General features: G+C 58.6%; 19 protein-coding genes and 2 pseudogenes. 17 read left to right on the top strand and 4 right to left on the bottom strand.

Going from position 1 to position 19,442, the window contains the following annotated elements; genetic code table 11:
* From AC0L15_RS24695 to AC0L15_RS24720, 6 genes and pseudogenes are all read left to right on the top strand, one after another.
* A pseudogene (locus tag AC0L15_RS24695) lies at positions 1-240 on the top strand (tyrosine-type recombinase/integrase); the annotation flags it as partial.
* Between the two features lie 231 nt (positions 241-471).
* Positions 472-690 (top strand): helix-turn-helix transcriptional regulator, encoded by a 219-nt coding sequence (locus AC0L15_RS24700; RefSeq protein ID WP_473497372.1) that lies wholly within the window; start codon positions 472-474, stop codon positions 688-690.
* Complete coding sequence (locus tag AC0L15_RS24705) at positions 687-866, top strand: hypothetical protein (RefSeq protein ID WP_473497373.1); 180 nt, start codon at positions 687-689, stop codon at positions 864-866. Before AC0L15_RS24700 ends, AC0L15_RS24705 begins: the two co-directional genes overlap by 4 nt.
* Positions 863-1,123 carry a hypothetical protein gene (locus AC0L15_RS24710; RefSeq protein WP_473497375.1) on the top strand — a complete coding sequence of 87 codons (261 nt, stop codon included), beginning with the start codon at positions 863-865 and terminating at the stop codon, positions 1,121-1,123. Before AC0L15_RS24705 ends, AC0L15_RS24710 begins: the two co-directional genes overlap by 4 nt.
* The gene (locus AC0L15_RS24715; RefSeq protein WP_473497377.1) at positions 1,104-1,937 is read left to right on the top strand and encodes a DUF7146 domain-containing protein; all 834 of its coding nucleotides are present in this window, start codon (positions 1,104-1,106) and stop codon (positions 1,935-1,937) included. Before AC0L15_RS24710 ends, AC0L15_RS24715 begins: the two co-directional genes overlap by 20 nt.
* Complete coding sequence (locus AC0L15_RS24720) at positions 1,937-3,079, top strand: AAA family ATPase (RefSeq protein WP_473497379.1); 1,143 nt, start codon at positions 1,937-1,939, stop codon at positions 3,077-3,079. The genes AC0L15_RS24715 and AC0L15_RS24720 overlap by 1 nt, the downstream gene beginning before the upstream one ends.
* A 267-nt stretch (positions 3,080-3,346) precedes the next feature.
* Here the strand turns inward: AC0L15_RS24720 and AC0L15_RS24725 are convergent, their stop codons facing one another.
* Positions 3,347-3,508 (bottom strand): hypothetical protein, encoded by a 162-nt coding sequence (locus tag AC0L15_RS24725; RefSeq protein ID WP_473497381.1) that lies wholly within the window; start codon positions 3,506-3,508, stop codon positions 3,347-3,349.
* A 109-nt stretch (positions 3,509-3,617) separates the two neighbouring features.
* On the opposite strand from AC0L15_RS24725, the gene AC0L15_RS24730 reads away from it, so the two are divergent.
* The gene (locus tag AC0L15_RS24730) at positions 3,618-3,797 is read left to right on the top strand and encodes a hypothetical protein (protein ID WP_473497383.1); all 180 of its coding nucleotides are present in this window, start codon (positions 3,618-3,620) and stop codon (positions 3,795-3,797) included.
* A 359-nt stretch (positions 3,798-4,156) separates the two neighbouring features.
* On the opposite strand, the gene AC0L15_RS24735 is transcribed toward AC0L15_RS24730, so the two are convergent.
* Positions 4,157-4,681 carry a helix-turn-helix transcriptional regulator gene (locus AC0L15_RS24735; protein WP_473497385.1) on the bottom strand — a complete coding sequence of 175 codons (525 nt, stop codon included), beginning with the start codon at positions 4,679-4,681 and terminating at the stop codon, positions 4,157-4,159.
* 1,208 nt (positions 4,682-5,889) lie between these two features.
* Here AC0L15_RS24735 and AC0L15_RS24740 point away from each other — a divergent pair.
* The 5 genes from AC0L15_RS24740 to AC0L15_RS24760 all read left to right on the top strand — a co-directional run bounded on the left by AC0L15_RS24740 (position 5,890) and on the right by AC0L15_RS24760 (position 9,326).
* On the top strand, positions 5,890-6,294 hold the full coding sequence (locus tag AC0L15_RS24740) for a hypothetical protein (RefSeq protein ID WP_473497387.1): 405 nt from the start codon (positions 5,890-5,892) through the stop codon (positions 6,292-6,294).
* A gap of 344 nt (positions 6,295-6,638) precedes the next feature.
* The gene (locus tag AC0L15_RS24745; RefSeq protein ID WP_473497389.1) at positions 6,639-6,947 is read left to right on the top strand and encodes a DUF2924 domain-containing protein; all 309 of its coding nucleotides are present in this window, start codon (positions 6,639-6,641) and stop codon (positions 6,945-6,947) included.
* Positions 6,948-6,996: 49 nt separating this feature from the next.
* On the top strand, positions 6,997-7,899 hold the full coding sequence (locus tag AC0L15_RS24750; protein WP_473497390.1) for a recombinase family protein: 903 nt from the start codon (positions 6,997-6,999) through the stop codon (positions 7,897-7,899).
* A gap of 198 nt (positions 7,900-8,097) precedes the next feature.
* Positions 8,098-8,424 carry a hypothetical protein gene (locus AC0L15_RS24755; protein WP_287322158.1) on the top strand — a complete coding sequence of 109 codons (327 nt, stop codon included), beginning with the start codon at positions 8,098-8,100 and terminating at the stop codon, positions 8,422-8,424.
* Between the two features lie 275 nt (positions 8,425-8,699).
* A complete protein-coding gene (locus tag AC0L15_RS24760) occupies positions 8,700-9,326 on the top strand; it encodes a ferredoxin reductase domain-containing protein (protein ID WP_473497391.1) in 627 nt (208 codons plus the stop codon).
* Positions 9,327-9,396: 70 nt separating this feature from the next.
* Here AC0L15_RS24760 and AC0L15_RS24765 read toward each other — a convergent pair whose 3' ends face one another.
* Positions 9,397-10,086 carry an iron-containing redox enzyme family protein gene (locus tag AC0L15_RS24765; RefSeq protein ID WP_287249739.1) on the bottom strand — a complete coding sequence of 230 codons (690 nt, stop codon included), beginning with the start codon at positions 10,084-10,086 and terminating at the stop codon, positions 9,397-9,399.
* Positions 10,087-10,445: 359 nt separating this feature from the next.
* On the opposite strand from AC0L15_RS24765, the gene AC0L15_RS24770 reads away from it, so the two are divergent.
* From AC0L15_RS24770 to AC0L15_RS24785, 4 genes are all read left to right on the top strand, one after another.
* Positions 10,446-10,655 (top strand): hypothetical protein, encoded by a 210-nt coding sequence (locus AC0L15_RS24770; protein WP_031255812.1) that lies wholly within the window; start codon positions 10,446-10,448, stop codon positions 10,653-10,655.
* A 139-nt stretch (positions 10,656-10,794) separates the two neighbouring features.
* A complete protein-coding gene (locus AC0L15_RS24775; protein ID WP_287137047.1) occupies positions 10,795-11,913 on the top strand; it encodes a YcaO-like family protein in 1,119 nt (372 codons plus the stop codon).
* A complete protein-coding gene (locus AC0L15_RS24780; RefSeq protein ID WP_287225847.1) occupies positions 11,913-13,097 on the top strand; it encodes a TfuA-like protein in 1,185 nt (394 codons plus the stop codon). The genes AC0L15_RS24775 and AC0L15_RS24780 overlap by 1 nt, the downstream gene beginning before the upstream one ends.
* Positions 13,082-15,733, top strand: a complete 2,652-nt coding sequence (locus AC0L15_RS24785; RefSeq protein ID WP_473497394.1) for an adenylate/guanylate cyclase domain-containing protein — start codon at positions 13,082-13,084, stop codon at positions 15,731-15,733. The genes AC0L15_RS24780 and AC0L15_RS24785 overlap by 16 nt, the downstream gene beginning before the upstream one ends.
* A 109-nt stretch (positions 15,734-15,842) precedes the next feature.
* Here AC0L15_RS24785 and AC0L15_RS24790 read toward each other — a convergent pair.
* A pseudogene (locus AC0L15_RS24790) lies at positions 15,843-16,966 on the bottom strand (metallophosphoesterase).
* Positions 16,967-17,590: 624 nt separating this feature from the next.
* Here AC0L15_RS24790 and AC0L15_RS24795 point away from each other — a divergent pair.
* Positions 17,591-18,529, top strand: a complete 939-nt coding sequence (locus AC0L15_RS24795) for a DUF6615 family protein (protein ID WP_473497396.1) — start codon at positions 17,591-17,593, stop codon at positions 18,527-18,529.
* The last annotated feature ends 913 nt before the right edge of the window (positions 18,530-19,442 follow it).

Genomic DNA, 19,442 nt, shown 5'->3' on the forward strand with positions numbered 1-19,442 from the left:
GGGTGGGTCGACCCTAAACAACTTGACGCCGACGGAAAGCCCAAGGTTGTCACCGCCCATGGCATGCGTTCGACATTCAAGGACTGGGCCACGGAAGCGTCTGACCATCCGCGTGACCTTGCTGAGATGGCATTAGCTCACGCAGTCGGTGATGCGGTCGAACGAGCCTACGCGCGTGGCGATGCGTTAGAGAAGAGGCGTGCGCTGATGGAAGATTGGGCCACCTACTGCGGCAAGTAGTTGCAATCAACATCTAGTGCTTCGATCCCTCGCAGCCCCACCATCTTGACACGATAGGCGAAAACGCCTATAACAACCATACGGTCTTAGATGAGTCGAAAACTTGCCTGACCCGGCTACCGTTTTTCGCGGAGCACCTTTCTAAAATCCCCCTCCTGCCGCCACCGTGTGGCGTCCCTTCATCAATCATATTGGTTCTTGAACCGCCGCACTGCGGCGAGGGAGATGTTTATGCACGCCAATGACAACTCACCAACTCTAGTCAGCCTTAATGACGCCACCAGAATGACCAGCCTTAGCCGGACCATGGTGAATAGGTATCGCTCTGAAGGTCGCTTCCCGTCGGCAATTCCACTCGGGGACCGGCGCGTGGCGTTTGTGCGCTCGGAGGTGACCGACTGGATTCAGGCACGCATTGATGCTGCGCGTTCGTTGAGGGCAGTCGCATGAAACCCCTCAGCGAAATGACGCTGCCCGAACTCGACGCCGAACTTGCCGCAGTCCAGGCGGCTCTTGCCTGGCGCAAGGCTCAGCGGAAAGCCAAGCCTTGCCTAACCCACCGACTACAAAAACCCACCGCGGAACCAAACCGCGGCAAACCGTCAAATGGGAAATACCAACAGTGAAAATTCTAGACATTCGACCTGCGCCACCCGGCGTGGGGAGGACAATTGCGCACTTCGATTTGGCGCTGACCGTGGATTGCAGGCTGTACGGCCTGCGCTTGATCAAGACCGACGACGGCCGATTCCTGACGTATGCGCCGAACGCCCACGGTGCCCGCGTCGCTACATTCACGCCAGCACTTGCAGACACCATTTCGCGCGCCGCAAGCGTCGCCTATCGCGAGGGAATCGCCGTCCATGTGCATCGCCAGTCTTAAAGCCACAGCCCTTGCCCTCGGCGGCGACATTTCCAGCCGCAACAGAATTCTTTGTCCTGGCCCCGGCCATTCCCGGAGCGACCGCTCCCTTTCCATCACATTTGCAGATGACGGCTCCTTCGTTTCGCACAGTTTTGCCGGCGACGACTGGCGCGAGTGTCGCGATTACGTCAAGGACCGCCTCGGTCTTTCTGATGGCCGACAGCGGCCTGCGAACGACAACCGCAATCCGTCGCCTGTGCTCCTAGATGAACACAGGAAATCGGAATCGGCGCTGCGTCTTTGGGCTGAGTCCGTTCCGATCTCAGGCACATTGGCTGAACGCTATCTGGCAGGCCGCAGGCTGGCCTACAGCGGTGACGTCCTGCGCTTCCACCGCGGCAGGCAGATGATGGTCGCGCTAATGACGGACACGGCCACGGGCCGTCCCTGTGGCGTCCACCGCACGTTCCTCGACGCCGAAGGACGCAAGCTCGACCGCCGTATGCTCGGCCGCGCCAAGGGCGCCGTCGTTCGCCTATCGCCAGATGAGGATGTGTCGACCGGACTTGCAATCGCGGAAGGCATAGAAACCGCACTCGCCACGGGCTTCGCGCCAATTTGGGCTTGCTTGTCGGCCGGCAACATAGAGCGGCTCGCCGTTCTACATGGCGTCGAGGCCTTGACGATATTCGCCGACAACGATGCTTCCGGTACTGGCTTCACGGCTGCCAATGAGTGCGGCCGACGTTGGCACGCGGCAGGACGTGAGGTGACGATTACCGCGCCTTCCGACGTCGGAACTGATTTCGCCGATATGCTGGAGGCGGCATAATGGTGAAGATGAATTGGAAGTCCGAGCCGGGCGGCAACTTCGAGGAAGCGACTGTTCCGCCAAAACCGGCCAACGATAACAACGGCATTCGACTCCTGTCCTATGAAGAGTTCAAGGCGCAGGAGCATGGAACCGCCGACGCGATCATTAAGGGTCTCGTCCGAACTGGCACGCTGATCGCCGTGGGTGGTCGACCTGGTGCTGGCAAGACGGCATTGATGGTCGCCATCGCGGACACGCTGGATAGGGGCGAGCCTTTCCTTGGGCGAGACACGAAGCCAACGACCGTTGCGTACATCGCGGCGGAAGATGGAGGCGACGTAGCCAATCGACTTGAGGCCATCGGCAATACGAGCATCAAAATCGTGAAATCCGCCGAGGGTTTTCCGCTGACAAATCCGCAGAAGGCCAAGGCCATTGCAATGGAGATAGTCCGTCAGGCTAAGGCGCTGGATCCTGAACGCCATGTTATGCTGGTGGTCGACACACTTCGGGCGGCACTGGGCGGGCAGTCGGTACTTGATGACAAGTACACATCGCCAGCCCTCAATGGCCTGCGAGAGGTCGCGGAAGCCGAGGGCGTCGTCATCGCCGTGCTCAACCATACCAACCGCGAGAACAACAAGGCGACGAAGGGCGAAACGCTTGAGGCTGTCACAGCCCTTGAGCTTGTGCTGCTCGACGGAGACGGTGGGTGGCATACGATCTATGTCGGGAAGAACCGCAGTGGTCCCGGCCAGCGAAATATCGGGAAGGTCCGTTACACCTCAGTTCAAATAGGAGATGTGACCGCTGCCATCATTGACGAGATGGTGGCCGATGAAACGGCAGCTGGCGACGAGCCGAAAGAAAGAAAGCCGTCCGAGAACGCCCGGTTGTTAGAGGGGATTATCCGCACTGCTCTCTTGGATTCAACCGACTATCTCATGCCCTTCGGGTCAGACGGGCCAAGGGTCAGGGTTGCTGCAATCTCTGCTCTGCGGGATGTGTTCTGTACCAGGAAGATGGGAACCGCCGATACCAAGAAGAAGGGCTTTGACCGTGCGCTGGACTACTGGCTTCGTAAGGAATGGGTGGTCAAGGGCGACTACGGAATAGAAGGCGCCATCTGGTTTGGCAAGGCAAGCGGCCCAGACACTTAAGTCACCGCTAGAATAATGGCCCGACAGCCGGACAGACAGGTCCCCAACCAAGCATCTGTCCTGTCTGTCCGGTTTATTGAGAGCAGACAGACAGGACGCAGATATAGGGAAGTGTCCTGTCTGTCCGTCGCGCAAAATGAGGACAGCAGCATGACTTCCCGCACCATCACGATGGCGACGGCGCCGTTCAAGTTCGTCGTATTAGCTGGAACGAATTCTGGAAGATCAGGCCGGACTTGAAGCCTGCGAATGACAATGAGCAAACGCCTAAGTCGGCTCTCCGAATTCCGCCTCGTCGCTTGCCGTCGGGCGATGCTCGTCATCGACAGGCGGCAGCTGCTGCATAACCTCCGCCTCGGTGCGGCCGAACTCGCGACCAATTGCGAATGCCGCGTACAGCGCACCGAGGCGGATGAGGAATCGAAGCATGGTGATCTCCTTCGACGGAGAAAACCAAGCGGACGGCAGTTTGTTCCGGGGGGCGGAACCTCAATGTTCGACACTCGTTGCCACTGACTGTGGGCAAAGGAGACGACAAATGGCAGTCAAAAAGACGAGCGACATTAGTCGAGTTAAGAAGGGTGCAGAGCTAGAAGTTGAACACCTGACGGAAATCACTGACTTGTCGCCCAATCAGGCGCGAGGCCTCCTCCGCAAGCACGGCAACGATTGGGCGAAGATCAAAGACGAAGCCGAGGACTTGAAGAAAGACGACTAAAGGGGGCCTTTCGATCTCCGGCCCAAGGGCGATACATTTTTCGGAGAATCAAAACCTGTCTTTTTTGCCTCTCAACCGTATATAGCCCTAAGAAAGACCCTCGCCGCGTTGGCGATGATGAAGACCGGCTTGGCCGGAACCGCGCCAAGGGGCGCCCAAGCATCCTAGATTTTGTGGAATAGCCGCCTGAGGGAACGGGCGGAATTACCGGCTGCCGCCGGCACACTTGTACGTCATTTGAACTCGCCCTCGAGGCCTCGTCAAAATACTTCGTCGTCTACCCGCCCCGCGCCATGCCCAGCGGAAAGTCAAAGCGTTTCGGGATTGGCTGTTTGCTGAGATGGATTCAAACGACGCCCTTATGGCAAGACTGAAATGCGCCCAAGAAGAGCCACCAGTTCCGCCTGACGTTTCGTTTCGGTCTTGGCGAACAGCGAGGCAAGCTGGGAGCGGATCGTGGTGCGGCTGAGGCGCCAACTGCGGGCAATCTCCAAAGGCGCATCGCCCTGAGCCAAACGCAACGCGAGGTGCGTTTCCGCGGTCGTCAAGCCAAACATCTTTTGCAGCGTCTGAGCATTTGGACCCGACCTGTTCTCGCGGTCCAGCAACGCCACAATGCTCGTTCCGTCAGGAGCGATAAACCCGTTCTCGTTCAATATCACCGGCCTGTCGCCGCTGCTGCGGATCACTACCCACGATAGTGAGCCCGGCAGGAAATGGGCCGGAACATTCGCGACCAGCCGCCTCAAGGCCACCGAAAGCTCGCTGGCCGTATCGGCCACTTCGCCCTGGCGCTCCAGCGTGGTTTGAGCGGCGGCGTTCCATTCGACCACTTTCCTCTCGCGGTTCAGCACGAGATAGCCGCAGCCGATGCGATCAAGCATGCCGGTTACGGATTCCAGGCTGCGTGCTCTTGGCTCCCCGACCCCTGCGCCCAGTCGATCTGATGCACGATCTGAATAGGCATAATAGGGCCCCTTCGTATGCGCCTCACGGTCATACTTGGACCTCATCACAATGTATCGGTTGCCAGCTGCAGCTTCAGTGTGTCTATCGATCAGAGTCATTTTCCACCCCTGCCCAAAGTGTCACCAGCCCGAAGCGAGTGGATTTCTCAACTACGCTTCCACAATACGCGATTCTATACGAACCAAATTGAAGATTGTCGTTAGCCTCGCGTCCGGAAACTTATCTCGGAATGCATTTCTTAAGATTTCTTCATGCCGCCAAGCTGCCGATAGTATTCCTGCTCACCTGTTTCCGACACCACACAGCCCTCCCACGAAAGGGAAGATTATCAGAACTTCGTACAGCTCTTTTATCTCAAAACTGACCATAAATATGGGAGATCCCCCATGACCACCACCGCCACCACGCCCCGCTCAACGAGCACCACCGCCTACAACGAATCCGCGCAGCCATACCGAGGCAGACGCCTATCTTGGAAAGAATTCTACGCGCTGCGGCCGGACGTGAAGCCGAACAATGACAATCTGCCGGGACGGGGCGAAACCCAGTTAGAGTGGCCTACCATTAGAAATCAGCATGGGAGGGACGGATGATAAAACCAATTTCGAGCGCTGCGATCATTTGCGCGGCATTGCTGAGCTTACCGGCCTGCAGAAGCACCGACAGTGCGAACACGAGATGCGGTGTAATCGGGTGCGTCTCGTCTCCCTATCTGAAGGCGAAGGGCGGCACCGACTTAATCGGCCAACCAATCGCTGTGGCAATGGGCCGGATGGGCGGAGCCCCCAATGCTTCATATCAGGCACCGGACGGACTTCAGACGTTGACTTGGTCGAGGACGCAGCAGGATTCGACAACGGGTCAATTGTCGTGCAGCGAAACCGTTACGGCTCAAAATGGATTGATCGTTGGATATGTCGCAGACGGCCATTGCTGAGCCGCTGACCGGGGGCACTCGATTCTTAAACGGAATCGAGTTTCGCCGCACCCGCTGCCATCTCACGCGGACATTTTTCCCGATTCTTTGATTAATTTAATCAAACGACTAAAAGGGAAGGAGTCGCTAGAAAGTTGCCGACGTGCCCCAGGCGGTGCATGATGATAGAGAGCTTGGGGGATACTGATGCGACTAACAATCTTTCTGCCGCTTTTTCTTCTCAGTCCGCAATACTGCTACGCAGATTCGGCGACAGTCGAACTAGCGAACAAGAGTTGGCTTGCTTTTCGATGCTCCTATTATGCCAACCTAATCGAAGGTGGAGAAGCCGAAAAAGCCAGACTAAGACTAAGAAATCTCGCTTATGTCTGGGGTACTCAATATTTAACCGCGGCCAACGCCGGTATGGTGGCCGACAGTGAACTGCTTAGTATACCAAAGGAATTCCTCTATCCAGGGCCGAACATAGATTACATACTTGGGGCAGTCTCCGTATTTGCGATGGATATGGATGGCGCTAATAAGCACATGGAAAATATGTCTAAATGGGCGCGCACGGAATACAAGAAGAAAAACTGCCAACACCTCTAACCCGGCCGAACACCCCCTCTGACTCGATGTTCTTGCGACCGTTGTAGCCGCGCCGAAGCCGCCTACATATATAGGCCCCATCAAGACTGCTCTACACGGCTGGAATGAATCGCCTCAGAAAACTATATTAGTGTCTGTGGGCGGCTTCGCCCCTAAATAGCGTGACAGAAAGACCCTCGCCGCGTTGGCGATGATGAAGACCGGCTTGGCCGGAACCGCGCCAAGGCGAACATGGTCGGCGAGGGCAGGGCGCTCACACCTGATCGATACACCGATCCGAGCGTGCTGGCCCCTTGTGGCGGCGCTGAAGACGATCCCGACACCGGAGTTGAAGGCGCAGTGGCGTGACCTGTTTCGACCGGGAGCCGCCGCCCTACAGCAGGCGTTTCCTAGAAAGCCGGCTTGCATATCGCATCCAGGAACTCGCCTTCGGTGGGCCTGAAGCCGGAGACGGTAGAACGGCTGAAAGCATTGGGAGAAGAGTTGGCAGGGCAGGCCATACCAGTCAAACATTGCTGATGCAAAGACCATCGTCCGCAAGCTTCGCTGCGCGGTCTACACGCGCAAGTCCAGCGAGGAGGGGCTTCGATGCCCAACGCGAGGCCTGTGAGGCCTTTGTGGCCAGCCAGAAGGCCCTTGGGGGGTTCTGGTGATCGGTATGACGATGGCGGCATCTCCGGCGCCACGCTGGAACGCCCTGCCTTGAAGCGCCTGCTGGCCGACATGGACGTGGGCTTAGTCGACGTGGTCGTGGTCTATAAGATCGACCGCCTGTCACGCTTGCTCATGGACTTCTCACGGCTGGTCGAGGCCTTCGACGCCAATGACGTCACCTTCGTCTCGGTGACCCAGAGTTTTAACACTACCATCTCGATGGGCCGGCTGACGCTCAACATCCTGTTGTCCTTCGCCCAGTTCGAACGCGAGGTGATCGGCGAGCGCATCCGTGACAAGTTCGCAGCATCGCGCAAGCGCGGCATGTGGATGGGCGGCAATGTGCCGTTCGGCTATCGTGTCGATAACCGGAAGCTGCTCGTACACGAGGAAGATGCCGCCACCGTCCGCATGATCTTCGAACGGTTCCTGCAGATCGGTTCGGCAACCATCCTGGCGCGAACACTGAATGCGGAGGGTCTCAGGCGCAGGAACGGGAAGGCCTTCGACAAGGGCCTGCTCTACAAGCTGCTGAGCAATCGCGTCTACGTCGGTGACGCCGTCCACAAGGGTACGAGCTTCCCTGGCGAGCATCAGGCGATCATCAGCCGCGAACTCTGGGACAAGGTCCGCTCGATCGTGGCGGAAAGCCCGAGCAAGCGGGCCGGACAGAGCCGCAAGGCAGACGCCAGCCTTGCTGAAGGGGCTGATCTTTGCTCCGAGCGGCTACGCCATGACACCTGTCCATACCCGCAAGAAGGGGCGGTTGTACAGGTACTACGTCACCACGAGCGTGCAGAAGCTCGGACCGGAGACATGCCCGGTCCGCCGTGTGCCGGCAGGCGAGATCGAGGCTGCGGTCATCGACCAGCTTCGGGCGCTGCTTCGAACGCCCGAGATGATCGTAAAGACCTAGATGGCCACGCGAAAGGACGACTCCGACATCACTGAAACCGAGGTCCGTGAAGCCCTCGTCCAGTTGGATCCACTCTGGGATGAGCTCTTCCGGCCGAACAGACGCGCATCGTCCAGTTGCTGGTCGAACGCGTGGACGTGACAATGGATAGCCTTTCCCATCCGCCTGCGCACCGAGGGACTGGCCGGTCTTGCGGCCGATCTCAACCAGCGTCAGGATGTCAGGAGCGCGCGATGTCCGATGCAGAGGTCAGCGGCAACGGAAGCATCATCACCATGCTGACGCTTCGCAAGCGGGGAGGGCGCAAGCTGATCGTCGCGCCGGTTTGCCAGGAGAAATGGGCGTCTGCTCGGCCACTAGTCGACAACACACTCGTTAAAGCAATTGCCCGCGCCTATTGCTGGCAGCAGACGCTGAAGCAGGGCGCCTACGCGAGCGCCGAGGATATCGCCAAGGCAGAGAAAATCAGCGCCTCATACGTCAATCGTCTCTTGCAACTGACGCTGCTTTCTCCGGCAATCGTTGAGACGGTCCTCGACGACACCAACCCGCCACGATGACAACTGCTGATCTACTTAAGCCGGCACCGGCGCAATGGAACGCACAAAATGCGCTGCTTTGTTAGGGTCCGCTTTGCGCCTCATGTCGGCCATTGAGGTGATCTTTGCTGTTGCCCGATAGCAGACGTTGCCGGCGATTACTCTGGACATCGTCGTTGCGCCAATTTCCGGACGTTGATCAGGCTTCTCCGTTGCAGACATTCGAGCTACGGCTGGAGCTACCGAAGCCAGCCGTTGCTACCAAGTTTGGGTGATCCTCCCACGCGTCGACGCGAGTGAAGGGCGGCCTCGTTTCAAACTGGCTCCACGATAATCTCCGGCCTGTCGGACGGTTCAATTTCGACGACCTGCCATGTGAGAAGCCGCTCTTTCTTTCGGGCGGCAGCGGCATCAGTCCCGTCAAGTCGATGCTGCGGGCGCTAACGGACCGGGCATCTGGCCATGACATTCGTTTCATTCACTGCGCCCGGACTGCGGACGACATCGTCTTCCGCTCCGAATTGGAGGCGCTCGCCGCGCGATTCTCCAATATTGATGTAAGCTTCGTCTGCAGCCAGGAAGGTTCGGCATGGCAAGGCCCTACGGGTCGGATCGACGGCCCCATGCTCCTGCGGCTGGCTCCCGACCTTCACCAGCGCACGTTATATCTCTGCGGCCCCGAGCCCTTTATGCGAACGGTTCGGGCCTGTCTCGCGGAGATCGGCATCGCGTTCTCGCAGTATCACGAGGAAAGTTTCGGGGGCGCGGTGGGCAATTCCATGCCTCCGCAATCGGCTGTCGCTGGCCCAACGCGCGTCCGCTTCGCCCGGTCTGGCGTGGAGCATCTTTGTGCGCCCGGAGAGATCCTGCTCGATGCGGCGCACAATTGTCACCTCTACATCACCAAATTGTGCAGACGGTGAGCTGGCTCCGCCTTGCACACAGCGAACGAGCAGGTCGGCTATGCGACCTGTCGAACGCGGTTGCTGTATGTCAGCGAACCCTTCTCGCCAAAGACTCGACGGGTCTCAAGGATTGGACGCTCCTGGAGAGCCACTCGCAAGTATGAAGGACGCTCACGCCAATCATTTCGAGATGGATTTTGCCCAGCGGGAGTTCATTCAATGTGTCGTCGATCTCGGCACTATGTGTCGGATCAAGCTCTCCATGAATTCTCAATGTCCTGAATGCCGCTTCAGGAACGCCCGACCGATCTCGGATTTCATCGACACGCTGCTTGGAAGGAGGAAATGCTTCGAGAACTGTGATGTATCCCATCAGCATGATCGGGTGGTGATGGTTCAGCCAGTAATATTGCGAGCCAACGAGATTGGCCAACTGGGGCGAGGGCACAATCGAAAGCGCAGAGTCCACATCGTAACCTGCTGAAGCAAGATCCTCGAGCGCCCAAGCATCGTGGTCCCGCTCATCTTCGATATGGCCGAGATAATAAGCACCCAACCTTCTCGCCAAAGGATCCGTTGCCGCCAGCTTTTCACAGACTTCAGCCCCACGGCCCATCAACGGGACTGAGGCCCGCATCAGCTGGTGAAGCAAGACAAGGTAGGGTGGGACGACCTGTTCCAGCGGATCGTGGCTCCACAGCTTCTCGAACGCAGCCTCGAGCGGGCCGATACAGAGAGCGACTTTGGTCCTGACGCTTTCACTGTTGGCGATGGACATACTTACAACCTTCATGAGAGGACATAACGAACTGAGCGCTCATGAGCCGAGGGGGCCAAGCCGTCGAACTCCCGGCAAACTCCCTCCGATTCGCCTTGGCGTTCTGAGATGTGACCCATTCTGCTGGAACTCGGGTGCACATTCAACTCGTCACTTCGGACGTCATCAGCGTCACTACTGTCGGCCACGACGACACCTGCCCCTGAACGATAATCCTCCGCAGCGCTAGGCAATTCAGATGTATTATGACCTGCTAATAATGACTGGACAGTTCCAGGAGACCAATTACAATAGCGCTCGATATCTTCGCATTGCTGCTTCACAGACTGTTTCCAGATCGCGAGATTCAGGGGGAACCGATGCCGGATTTTGCAAAGAATTTCCAAAGCTTGAAAGACAGCGGGGTAATCCCCGACATCCAAGAGAACATGTTGCCGCCGAATGTTCACGATGTGATTTCGAACTTGAGTCCTGATGAAATAACGGTTCTTAAAAAGATCGCGGAAAGCACCGGGTCTCATCTCACCTTACACAACAAAGATTACCATTTCGCAGTTTGCGGCTTGTAAGAAGGCTGAGGCACTGACGTCCCGGCTTAGCACCTGGCCCGCCGCGAAGGCAGAGACTTTCGGGAAACTCTCGCCACAAAGCGGAAGAGTTTGCGACCTTGGCTTCGTTGAAGAGTTGGTTGAAGGGATACTGGACCGATTGCCAATAACACGCTTGGCGGATATCACGCCCCTTGACTGCGTGGGCGCGCCGGTGTTCGCGGCGATTTCGCCGCTCGCAAGCGACTTGACGACCCATTTGGGGAAGGGGCCGGACCGGCGATCGGCGCGGATCAGCGCGATCATGGAGGCGGTAGAAAGGGTCGCGGCCGAGCGGATTGCTGCTCCCTCCCGCTGTGCGAGCTTCGAGCAGCTTCGCGCATCCGGTGTCAACGTCGCTGATCCTCTGGATTTCGATTTGCCGCCGCGGACCGCTTACCAAGCGAACCTGGAGTTCGAATGGGTCGAGGCCTGGGATCTATACGGTTCCCGGCCGATCTGGATCGCGGCCGACCTCGCTAGGACGCCGCCCAAGCAGGGAATATTGGATCATGTCGATACGAACGGACTGGCCGCAGCCGCTACCTATGCGGAGGCGCTGCGCCATGCGCTCCTGGAAGTGATAGAGCGAGACGCTGTGAGCCAGCATCAGTTCTTCGATCTGTTCGGGGATGACGGGCGCGTGCCACCCCACAAGGCGAGGATCGATCCGGACTCGATTCCAGAGTCCTGTAAGCGCTTCGTCTTGTCCGCGACCGAAGCCGGCATGGATGTCGTTCTTGAGGACCTGACCAGCGATCTGGAAATCCCGGTCGTCGGCTGCATGCTGGTCGATCGCGCCTTCCTGACCGAGCATGGCCCGATCACGCATGTCTTCGGTGGCTGGGGAGCCGACCCAGTTACAGAAACGGCCCTTCGGCGAGCGGTTACCGAAGCATTCCAGTCGCGTGTTGGCGTCATTCAGGGCGCAAGAGACACTTTCAACGGCCTGTCCGCAACGGCTCGGCCGTTCACGCTCTCGGCAAGACGGCATCTGCTCTGCAAGGCGCCGATGGTCCCGTTCTCTGCGCTTCGAAGCAGGGCGTTCGACGATCTGGAATCCGAAACTGACTATATTCTCGATCGGCTGGGATCGGTGGGCATCCGGCAAGCAATCGCCGTGGACATGAAACGCGACGATCTAGGCATTGCAGTCGTGAGGGTCAGGGTGCCTGGCCTCTCCGCCTTCGTCGCGGACCGCCATCGCGTCGGCTGGAGATGTGCGAGACACCTCTTGTGATGCATGAGCTGCCGCCGATCGTTTTCATTGGGCCAACGGCGCCGCGAGAGGATGTTCTCTCGGTTCTGCCCGACGCCCTGGTGGCGCGGCCCTGCCGGCGCGGTGACCTCTATCGCTACCGTATCCTCAAGCATTCCATTTTTCTCATAATCGATGGTGTCTTTGGCGGCTCACTCGCTGTTCCCCCGCGCGAGGTCATTGATGTCATCAAAGACGGAGCTGTCGTCATCGGAGCTTCGAGCATGGGCGCGCTGCGTTCCGCAGACTGTTACCCGGCTGGCGCGCTGGGGATTGGCATCGTCTACCGCCTATACCGGCGGCGCGCGATATCCTCCGAGGATGAAGTCGCCGTCACGTTCAGGGAGGATAGGCCCTATCCGTCGCTGACAGACCCGCTCATCAATATTCGTGTTGCATTGCGCCGAGCCGTGAACCTTGGCGTGATGACGACAGCCGACGGTGTTTCCATCGTTGCAGCTGCCAAATCAACGCATTACTCTCATCGCACATGGAGCGCGGCGTTCAAGGATGCCGGGGTCATACCTCCCATGGCGACGCAAGAGTTTCTCAAGGGGGCCGACGCAAAGCGGCAGGACGCGAAGCTGGCGTTTCGCAGGCTCGAAAAATGGTTGCGGACGGGGGCTTTGCGACCACAGCCGCCAAAATATGGGCCTGGACTGTTCGGATTGTTGGACGAAGGGCGCGAGCGTGGGCCTGACCCGCTCGACGGCACCAAAATAGATGCAATCCGAGATGATCTGGTGGCGTGGATCGTGGTTTCCGGATACATTCACCGCATGCATCTGCATGGACTTTCAACACAAGAAATCACCAGCAAGCTGACGGTCGAGCAGGCAAATACGCTCTGGGCCGCGATCAGCACTTCCTTCGACTTCGACGCCGCTCTTACAGGGTTCAACGTATTCAATCGAGCGGTGAGGGAGGCACGGCGACTCGGGATTTCACCTGAGGCGAGCGACCTTCAAGACGCCGAGCTGGAACTTGCGTGCGCCCACCAAGTCTCGTGTTGGAACGAGCTGGCGACCAGTGGGAGATTGTCGACGCCGGACTTGGCGAAGCAGCGGGACCTGCACGCCCTGACGAAAAGCTTGAGACGCATCCTCTTTCCGCCTGCAAGTGCTCAGGAACCTATGGAACACCAACCACAATGGGAACGCAACTAACCAGCAACGACGGCTTGCAGAGTGAAAGCGTCTGCATGCTGTTCACGGACATCGAGGGGTCGACAGGGCTCGTTGACAGATATGCCGATGTCTATCCATTGATGTTGTCGCGGCACCATGAGCTGCTCCGAAACGCCATCGAGTCGCATGGAGGAGAGGAAGTCGGGGTTGCCGGAGATTCCATCTTCGCGCTGTTCCCCGGCGCGGACCTGGGGGTTCGGGCAGCGATCGACGCCCAAATTGCAATCAGCAAGGAAAAATGGGCTAAGGGGTGCGAGCCCAAAGTGCGAATGGGTTTGCACGCTGGCACGGTGCAGCGGCATGAATCCGCGATCGTGGGCATAGAAGTACATCGCGCGGCTCGAATAAGTGCAGTTGCGCACGGTGGGCAGATTGTGATTTCGCATGCCGTCCGTGATGATATCTCTCAAAGTGCAATTCAGCCGGGCATGCACATCCGCGACCTTGGCTTCCACCGCCTGAAAGATCTGCGCTATCCGGAAGCGCTGTTCGACCTGGTGGTTCCAGGACTGCCCAGCGATTTTGCGCCCATCTCGTCGATGGGTGCAAACAGGACGAATCTCGCTCTCGAGCCGGAGGCATTCTTCGGAAGGGACGCGGACGTCGAGAAGGTCCGGCGACTTATCCTCGAAAGCGGGCGCAGATTGGTCACACTCACCGGCACGGGCGGTTCTGGAAAGACGTCTCTTTCGCTCGTGGTTGGCAGGTCACTGATACAATCCTTCGCTCGTGGCGTATTCTTTGCCCAGCTCGGCAACATCCACAGTGCAGATTTGATTCCGTCTGCGATATGCCAGACGTTAGGCATACAGGAAGTAGCTGGACTTTCTGCGATCGAGTCCCTGCGCAACTCGATCGGCGATGCGCACTTGTTGTTGATTCTTGACACGTTCGAGCACGTCATTGCCGGTGCCCCGACCGTGACGTCGTTGATGAAGGAATGTCCCCATCTTGCTTTCATTGTCACCAGCCGGGAGACCTTGGGCGTTCGAGGTGAGACGGAAGTTGTCGTGGGACCGCTGCCTCTCCCCGATGAAAGGGCCCCTTTCGACGAGGTTTCGCAGAACCCCTGTGTACGGCTCTTCGTCGACCTGGCCCAGCGAGAACGTCCAGAGTTTAGGCTAACGCCCGACGTTGCCCGTGAGATTGTTCAAATCTGTCGGCGCCTCGACGGTTTGCCCTTGGCGATCGAGCTCGCTGCTTCGCACATACGCGTGCTGGATCCGGCCGCACTCTCGCGGCGGCTTGTCAGAGGTCTGCACAGCCTCAAGCACAAGGTGAGAGATGTCGACCCACGCCACCGCACCTTGCGGGGGGCCATTCAATGGAGTGAGGATCTTCTGACGAAGGACGAGCGCGAGGCGTTCCGGAAGCTGTCTGTCTTTGTGGGTGGGTTTGACGTGGCGGCGGCAGAATATGTGATGGCTCCATGGTGCAACGGTGATGAGGCCGTCGAACACTTGGAGTCTCTTCTAGCAAAGAACCTGGTGTATCAGAATGTGACGCTCGGGAAGCAAAGGCTCCACTTGCTCGACACCATTCGAGAGTACGCCAGCCAAGGCCTGAGCCAGTCGGGTTCGTTGCAGGATTGTCAGGCGCAGCATGCCCGCTACTTTGCCGCCCTCGTCGCGGACGATGCTCCGAACGTGATGCGGCACAATCAACGGGATTGCGTCGAACGGCTTTTCCAGGAGACCGGCAACATAAGAGCTGCTCTTGAATGGCTGATGAAGCAGTCAGACGCGGACGGGACGGCCAAGCTATTTTGCGCGCTGAAGTGGTTCTGGATCTCCCGTGGCCAATTCTCTGAAGCGAAGCGGTGGTCGAAAGTAGCTGTGGCGCAGGCTCGGCACGTAGGAGAGGCAGGTCCGCTCGCCGAGATATTGGATGCAGCAGGTTGGATCAGCTACATGTCGGGCGATCCTGCAAGGGCTCACGAATTGTCCAATGAAAGCCATAGGCTCTGTCTGGAGCTTGGCAATCAAGCCGGTGCAGCGAGTTCCGGCATTATTTTGGGCATTGCCAAGGTGACGTTGGGAGAAGATCTGGAAACCGGTCTCGAACTGATAAGCGGGTCGCTGGAACTCTTCAGGGCCTTGGGCGACGACTACGGGGCCGTGGTGGCGTTGATCGCTTTCGGCGAAGGGGCCCGTTCAGAAGGCGACGAGAAGACGGCCGAGAAATACTATCAGGAAGCTCTTTCCCTGCTGGAAGGTCTCGGGGATACCTACTGGCCAGGTCATTTGTTGCAGAACCTGGCTCATTTCAGGCTGCACCAAGGAGACTGGAAAGAGGCAGCCAGGTTGGCCCGCGACGCCTTGGCCATCAGCGAGAGGTACGACTACCCGGTGGTTGTCAACCTGGCGACTGCCGCTGTCAGCGGGGTATTCCTGGCAAAGGGAGCCGCCAAGGAAGCTGCCTGGATCATCGGTGCCATCCAGGCGCGTTTAACGCGATTTGGAGCCCGGTTCGAGCCGACCGACAACGCCGATTTTCAGAAGATTATATCGGTGACCCGCGAAACACTTGGTGAAGAGCAATTTGCATCCTGTGTTTCGAAGGGGTCGAGCGCTTCGTGGGAGGATATTCTAGCTCTCGCCCGGTCGTGCAGCTAGTCGGCCTCGAACACGCTGATCTCGGCGGGTTGGCCGGCGTGATCGGTCCCAAGGCACGGCGCCCTCGCAAGACGACAGTCTGCAAGCAGAACAGCGCGTTAGGACAGGGCTAACCGGGGCGTTTGCTGAAGGCGTTAGTAAACTTCACCTCGCCATCGCCGCCGACCGCTTCGGCGAATACCACGTCCAAATAGTCGTCCGTGACATGCACCACGGCAAAGCCGCCCATGAACGCGGCTTTCGGCTTGAAGAGATCCAATCCGCTGTGCTGATAGATCATGGCGGTTTCGTGCTGATGGCCGTGGAAAAATGCCGATGACATTGTATTGCGCGAGAAGCGACTGCAGCGCCTGGCGCTCTGCATCGCTCCACCAGTGCGGCGCGCCGGACCCGTCGTCGTCGAAAGTCCGCCTGACGGGATCCCATCGTTCCGTCGAGAATTGGTCCCAGCCGTAATGTTGGAACAGCACGACTGGCCTGCCATCGGCAGCGTAGATGGCGAGGTCGTTCTTGAGCCAGGGCAGCCCGCTGATTGCGCCTTTCGTGGTGTCACCCGCGAAGCGGTGCGCCTGGACAAGATGGAGTCCGCCCCAGTCCCACGAGTAACTGTCGGACGCTACATCGTAATTTAACACCGGTACTGGCGGCTTGAAAAATACCGTCGTGCGGTGATTGAGTTCGACATAATCCCGCAGTTCTCGCCGATACCAATCGACATGAGGCGGTGGACCGTCTTAATCTAGGTCGTGATTTCCAAGACCGGTGTAAACCGGATCGGGACCGATACCCTGCTGGTAGCGCTGGCGGAACTGGCGAAGCTGTGATCCCTCGCCGGGCGTCGCGACCTGACCGCCCCCGTCATCGGTCATGTCGCCGCCGATGATCACGCCGAGCGGCTCCGCGATCTTGTGCCCCGCACCCGCAAGTCGCGTCGCGGCCCCGTCAATTCGGCTTGGCCAACTCTCGCCGGAAATGCGATTGATGACAGCGATGTGACGGAGGAGGCTTGCGTCGGTCTTGCCCTCATTCGCGCAATTGGGGTTCAGGCCGCTGGGCCATGCGGCAGGCATGCACGTCACTGGTAAAGATGAATGTTGCGTCGGTTCGGGGCCGTTGTGGCGCAGCCTGGCCCAACGAGGCATTGGGGAACATGGCTGCTGCGCCAAGGCCGAGCAATTGCATCACGACGGCGCGTCTGGATGGAGGATAATGTCCGTCGCCGCATTGGTTCATTGTTTATCGTTCCGACTTACGAGTTAAATCGCATTGGGTTGAAGCGAAGCGACGTGAATTTGTGCCAGCCCTCATTTGGTCACATCTACGGGAGCCTGCGACGACTCGTGCCCAGTGTATCCAGCAGCTTTCCTCAAGCCCACTCAAATACAGCAGTCTGTCCTTGCAGGCGGCCGGACCTCCGGAAGGGCGCCGAGATCGCTCTTGATCTGCGCCGTATCCACCTCCTTGAGAGTGGATCCGGGCTCAGCGCGATCGTCCGGATTGGAGAAATGTCGTGACCGGAAGTGGCGCGACCGAGCCGGCCGGGCATCGGCTCGATACCGCGATGGAGCGTTCTACGTCTCAATCGGGTCAGTCAGGGGCCTCGGACCTACCGGATCGAATGTCCGCTATCGCTTTTTTGGACGCCAGAAACTGCCGGTCGGCAAACGGCCCCTAGGCTGCCGAGCAGCGATGCGCCCACATGTTGGCTGTACAGCGGGCGTTTGCGTTGCATCCGAAAGCGGTCGTTCATTCCTTACCTTCTACAATCGCTTTTGGCGGTGAAGCCGTTTCTGGCTGGACGCGGTGGCGAGAACGTATGCAGCCTCGGATCATGGTGGGAAGGGAGCGAGAGGATTCATGCCGACGACGATGTGTGATCTTGCGAAGACGCTGCCGCTGCTGATTGGCCGTCTCCTAGACCGAGAGGCGAAGCTCAAGCGGGGACGGTTCCGCGAGGAGACGATGACCGACATCTTCACGGGCGCACTCGCGGCATTCGCCGGACCCGAACTGGTCATTCAGTATCCGATTGAGGCCGTGACGGGCGGTGACCTCGATCTGCGCTTCTGGCACATAGCGACCGGTCGCGAACTCCAATTGAGGATTCAAGCCAAGCGCCTAAGCGCCGCCTTCAACTCCAAGAAGGCTGTGAACATCGCGCACCGGTCCTACCACGAATTGTTGCACAAGCCGCCGCGCTCGGCGAAGTTCCAGTTTGAGACGCTCGTTGACGCACCGCCGCCTTGGGTGCCGCTGTACATGTTTTACAATCACCAGTCGGCTGCGGATGACCCCTACTTCGCGGGGGTCGGACCGACGGTGAGCGGAGTGAACCTTGCGTTTGCCGCTGATGCCGTGAAGGAGTTGAAGCTTAAGCTCAACGCGGCGAAAGCCAAGCCGAAGTCAGTCAAGCACCACAAGCGCCTAAGCCATCTTCGCGAGCACCTGTTCGGTCTAGAGGCAATCCTATGCCCGGGCGGCGATTGGGAGGGAGCGGGCGTGCCGCCACCGGACGTGGTCTCCGCCTCACTTCGCGAGCGCTGGGCGGCGCGCGGCGAGGGAACTGCGCGGCCGAAGGACGAGGATATCATCCTGCGCATCCCGTCAGAACCGTTGGAGATGCTTCCTGACGGGCGCTTCGGACGACGCATTCCCGACGGTCCCCCCCATAAGAGTGGACCGGACGGTGGAACGCCCGGTAGTCACCTTCATCTCTGGCCGAACCGGCGACGATCGCACGCCTATCATCACCGAAGAGTCCGAAAGATGGTCGCGTTGATTTCGGGGCGCGTTTGACTGATCGCTTCATCATTGATCTGCCCAACAGCGGACGGCGCGATAAGCCATCAGTGGTATCGACCGAGCGCCATTCTGCCGTTTAGGGTTGTTGCAGGTAATCCCGGATGCTGCGGTTCGTTCAACAGGCGGCTACCCGCCTCTGGTCGTCAACGGAATGGCTGCTTGTTGGTAACTTCGTCCCGATAGCGGACAAGCAGCTTTCGGCCCAAAGCGGAAGTGCATGGCGCGAACGGCTTCCCGGCGGCGGTGAAATCCGCACGCCACGAGGCGGCTGACGTAGCGGCGCCGGAGCGAGGCTTGCCAAAGCGCACTATCGACCGGTCCATCCCTGAAAGCTGCCATCCCAGTTCCGGCCAAAATGCGACAATGACCGCTCTAGGGGCGAAACGTTCATCAGCTGCTGTCGCCAAAGAGTTTTTATCCGATGCATTCGCCTAGTGAGAGTTCACGCAACCTGCTGGGGTTTGACACACTGCAAGTATCTGAAATTGTTCAAGTGGATAGAGGAGAACCAAAACTGCGAGGTTGACAGATTTGGAGAATATCCGCCGAGAGAACGAGCGTTCACCAGAAATATGCGGGGATGTGGTTGTCAGTTTTCCTTTGCGAAGCCGCAGTTCTGCAGGATTGCTGCGCTCTCAAATCGACCCAGAGATCGTTGGGGCAGGGTGCATTGGCAGAGGGAGAGGACATGAAATCCAACCTTCTCCACGGATCTGCGATCACCTCCGTAGGTGGGGTGTTCGGCTGACGCTGTTCAGTCGACCTGTTCAATCTGTGGACCTGGGTCAACCAGCGGAGCCGGCGTGCAATCTTGCCCCTTGCATTCCTCGACAGGGTCATCGGCTGGTGGAAGGCAGTTTTGGCCCTCGCAATGAACTGCCGGCGCTGGCGCTTCTTCGTGGTTAGG

The sequence above is a fragment of the Mesorhizobium sp. WSM4846 genome (assembly GCF_055811415.1).

Excerpts from the sequence above, each read along its gene's own strand:
- AC0L15_RS24770 (WP_031255812.1), top strand. The coding sequence starts at position 10,446 with ATGCCGGATTTTGCAAAGAATTTCCAAAGCTTGAAAGACAGCGGGGTA.
- AC0L15_RS24720 (WP_473497379.1), top strand. The coding sequence starts at position 1,937 with ATGGTGAAGATGAATTGGAAGTCCGAGCCGGGCGGCAACTTCGAGGAA.
- AC0L15_RS24725 (WP_473497381.1), bottom strand. The coding sequence starts at position 3,508 with ATGCTTCGATTCCTCATCCGCCTCGGTGCGCTGTACGCGGCATTCGCA.
- AC0L15_RS24700 (WP_473497372.1), top strand. The coding sequence starts at position 472 with ATGCACGCCAATGACAACTCACCAACTCTAGTCAGCCTTAATGACGCC.
- AC0L15_RS24735 (WP_473497385.1), bottom strand. The coding sequence starts at position 4,681 with ATGCTTGATCGCATCGGCTGCGGCTATCTCGTGCTGAACCGCGAGAGG.
- AC0L15_RS24780 (WP_287225847.1), top strand. The coding sequence starts at position 11,913 with ATGCATGAGCTGCCGCCGATCGTTTTCATTGGGCCAACGGCGCCGCGA.
- AC0L15_RS24730 (WP_473497383.1), top strand. The coding sequence starts at position 3,618 with ATGGCAGTCAAAAAGACGAGCGACATTAGTCGAGTTAAGAAGGGTGCA.
- AC0L15_RS24715 (WP_473497377.1), top strand. The coding sequence starts at position 1,104 with ATGTGCATCGCCAGTCTTAAAGCCACAGCCCTTGCCCTCGGCGGCGAC.
- AC0L15_RS24755 (WP_287322158.1), top strand. The coding sequence starts at position 8,098 with ATGTCCGATGCAGAGGTCAGCGGCAACGGAAGCATCATCACCATGCTG.
- AC0L15_RS24795 (WP_473497396.1), top strand. The coding sequence starts at position 17,591 with ATGCCGACGACGATGTGTGATCTTGCGAAGACGCTGCCGCTGCTGATT.
- AC0L15_RS24765 (WP_287249739.1), bottom strand. The coding sequence starts at position 10,086 with ATGTCCATCGCCAACAGTGAAAGCGTCAGGACCAAAGTCGCTCTCTGT.
- AC0L15_RS24740 (WP_473497387.1), top strand. The coding sequence starts at position 5,890 with ATGCGACTAACAATCTTTCTGCCGCTTTTTCTTCTCAGTCCGCAATAC.
- AC0L15_RS24705 (WP_473497373.1), top strand. The coding sequence starts at position 687 with ATGAAACCCCTCAGCGAAATGACGCTGCCCGAACTCGACGCCGAACTT.
- AC0L15_RS24785 (WP_473497394.1), top strand. The coding sequence starts at position 13,082 with ATGGGAACGCAACTAACCAGCAACGACGGCTTGCAGAGTGAAAGCGTC.